At 67.5% G+C, this 3,243-nt stretch carries 3 protein-coding genes; all 3 read right to left on the bottom strand.

Features of this window, described 5'->3' with window-relative positions; translation table 11 throughout:
- The coding region (gene efeU / locus AC08OO_RS23020) for an iron uptake transporter permease EfeU (RefSeq protein WP_476619076.1) at nucleotides 1–898 on the bottom strand (898 nt) is incomplete at its 3' end.
- Nucleotides 899–1,326: 428 nt separating this feature from the next.
- Complete coding sequence (locus AC08OO_RS23015) at nucleotides 1,327–1,815, bottom strand: YbaK/prolyl-tRNA synthetase associated domain-containing protein (RefSeq protein ID WP_476611549.1); 489 nt, start codon at nucleotides 1,813–1,815, stop codon at nucleotides 1,327–1,329.
- A 665-nt stretch (nucleotides 1,816–2,480) separates the two neighbouring features.
- Nucleotides 2,481–2,843, bottom strand: a complete 363-nt coding sequence (locus AC08OO_RS23010) for a hypothetical protein (RefSeq protein ID WP_476611550.1) — start codon at nucleotides 2,841–2,843, stop codon at nucleotides 2,481–2,483.
- Nucleotides 2,844–3,243 lie beyond the last annotated feature (400 nt).

The raw sequence follows: 3,243 nt of genomic DNA, 5'->3' as shown, positions 1-3,243 counted from the left end.
GGGCCGGCGTGCGATCGGAACTCTTGGCGGCGGGGACGGCGGCCGGTTCTCCTGGCTGGGCTGGCAGGGCTGGCTGTGCTGGTTGGGGGGCGCGGGTGCCGCGGACGAACAGGGCCAGTACCACCACCAGGTAGGCCAGGTAGCCGGTGACCTGCAGCGCCGTCATCCGCGGAGTGATGTTGAAGACGCCCTCGACGAGCCTGGCGTACCAGGAACTCGGGTCGAAGGTGGTCCGCAGGTCGAACAGGACCGTGTCGAAGCCGGGGAGGGCACCGGCCTCCTGGAGGTCGCGCAGACCGTACCCGGCGACACCCGACGCGACGACGATGAGCCCGATGCCGGTGAACGTGAAGAACTTGGTCAGGTTGATCTTCACGGCGCGGTAGTACATCCCCGCGCACAGCCCGGCGGCGATGAGGAGCCCGGCCGCGGCGCCGATCAACGGACCGGCCGACTCGCTGGCGCCGCGGGTGGTCGTCCAGATGAACAGGGAGGTCTCTAGACCCTCCCGGGCCACCGCCAGGAAAGCGGTCAGGATCAGCACGCCGGGCCCGAGTGCCAGCGCAGCGGTGACCTTGCCCTTGATCTCGCCGGACAGGGCGCGGGCCGACCGCCGCATCCAGAAGATCATCACGGTGACGAAACCGACCGCTACGAGGCTGAGGCTCCCGCTGAACACCTCCTGCGCCGCCGTGGACATGGACGCGGCGGCAAATGTCAGCACGGCGCCGAAACTCGCCGACAGGGCGATGGCGGCGAGCACGCCCGTCCACACCAGCGGCAGGCGGGAGCGTTCGTCGGCGCGGACGAGCGTCGCGACCAGGATCGAGACGATCAAGCCTGCCTCGAGGCCCTCGCGCAGCCCGATGAGCAGGTTCGGGAGCACATCACCCCACACGTCCGATTCCTTTCGGTCCGCCGCGTAGCCGGCTTCACGGAACGTACCAGAGACGGAGGTTAGCCTAACCTGCTTTAGGTGAACCTTACTTATGATTATGGATCAGTAACTGGCAACCGGCGGGGTGGGCATGATCGTCGGGATCGGCTGTGCTCGCCTGGGTAGAAGCTCACTGCGGGTGGCTCTGTCCGCACCCCGCAAACAGTCGTGGCGCGGAGAGCCCAGGAGAGCCCAGGGCACGCTGAGCCCAGCTGGAAGGAGGTTCACCGGCATGGTCAAGATCTCGGCCCCCTTCGCGGCAGAGATCGATCTCGGTCAGCTCCGGTACCCATCCTTCGCCGGTGGTCCGGTGGTCCGGTGGTCCGGCGGTCTACGAAGGAGCGCCGAGTGCGACGGGCCGGGGCGCTGGCTCCTGGCCGCCCAGGGCGTCAGGCGGCGATGGGCGCGACGGTCGGCCGGGCCAGCAGCAGGTAGTCCGAGACGGACAGGGCGACGGACAGGTCGAGCCGTCCGGCGTTGAAGTAGATCTCGTCGTGGATAAGCAGGCCTTCGTCGACGATGAGGTCCAGCTCGGGGGAGAAGACGAACGGGGTGATGGATCCGCTGACGCTACCCGCCAGACGTTCGGCGACCTCACGGGCGGCGAACGAGGCCTCTCGGCCGCCATACCGGTCGGCCAGCGCGTTCAGGTCGACCCGACGGTCACCGGGGACCACGGCGAGCACGTAGCGCCGGGAACGCCTGCCCGTTGCCACCCGCACCACGAGGGACTTGGCGGCCTGCTGGAGGGGGTGGCCACGCAGCCGGCTGGCGACGTCGGTGTGACCCTCGGGCGGATGCGGGATCATCCGGTAGGACACCGAGCCGGACTCGAACAGATCGGTCAACCGCCGGAAGACGTCTCGGTCGTCACGCATCCGCCCCACTCCAAGGGCGAGTGACGGCAGGTCGGGGGTGGCTCGGACGACAAAGCATTGCGCCTCCGCGGTCAGAGATGGTGAACGGACAGCCGACAGTTACCCGACGGCGCGCATGGCATGGCGCCAGGTCGACCGGGTACACGATTGCGCACGGCCCTTTCAACGCACAACGTTCTGCCTCGATCACTTCGTTGATGGACGCCCGGCTGCCGGCGTGCGGTGGAACGCACTCTTCGCCTTCCGGCCAATCCTCGGCGTTGAGCAGCAGTGGATGGGGTATTCCCGGGGAGCCCGGCCAGGCAGAGCACCGCTTGGCCGGGGCTAATCCGCGGTTTTCAAGCTTACGCCGGGGCCGGTGCGGCGCGAACACCCGACTCCGGCGACAACACGCGTGTTCAACTGCGCCACCGCTGCAGTCGAACATCCTGGTGTTTACCTGGGAACCTTGACGAGACACGACTCGAAAGTCCCACTCGTGATGGGCGGTGCCCGGCTCGCCGTACTCTCCGAGAGTCACTATGAGGTATGAGCCGTTTGTGAAGGCACCAATAGTGACACCCGGCGGTCCCTGCCGGAGCGGCCTTCGTGTCCTCGGTGCCATCTACAGTACAGTCGGCTGGGTTGACCGGCTGGGAGGTGGCCTGAGGTCCGCGCCCTCGCTGTCAGGCGAGGAGGTCGAGGAGTTCGGTGAGTGAGTCGATGATGTGGTCGGGCCCTGCTGTGTGCAGGGTGCGGGTGTAGCCGTTGGTGATGGCGACGGTCTGGTAGCCGGTCGGCGGGGTTGCTGCGGGTGTGGCGGCTGTTGTCGACGACGTAGTGGGTGCGGACCGGCCGCTGATCCGGGACTGGCTGAACCCCTCGATGGAGGAGGCTAGGCGGTCCTGGCTGACATGGTCCCATTTGCGCATGAGCAGGAACGCGGCGTCGAAGTCCCAGCCGCGCAGGGCGTCGGCCGTGTCGTCGCGGTACAGAAGCTCGGCGGAGACGGTGTAACGCTGCCAGGCGGATTCGGGATCAGCGGTCATTCATCGCTCTTCGGCAGGCGGCAGATCGGGACAAGCCGCGTGAGCGGATCAGCACGGTGAGCATAGCCGGGGGATGTCGTCTCGGCATCACAAGTCCGGATCGAGCGGTCAAGCGGCGCCGGACAGGCGCTGACCTGGGCATGTCGCCGGGACGGCGGCGGCGCCGGAATGCCGTCGATCCGTGCCGCCGTCGATCCGTGCCGCCTCGGCATTCCGTGGTCGTCCACTTCCGGTGAGTCTTGTTCTTGGGCTCCTCTCCGCGGCCAGACGAGCGGACGCATGCCATCCGGCGGTAGCCGTTAGGCTGTACGTCGTCGATGTCCTCCACGCTGTGAGACGCTGGGGGGGATCGATCCAGGGGGGCGGTAGCTCAGCCGGTTAGAGCAGCGGACTCATAATC

The organism is Frankia sp. CeCAU1, from assembly GCF_977971845.1.
Note: the sequence above shows the minus strand (reverse complement) of the source record. Positions and strands in the feature narration are given on the sequence as shown.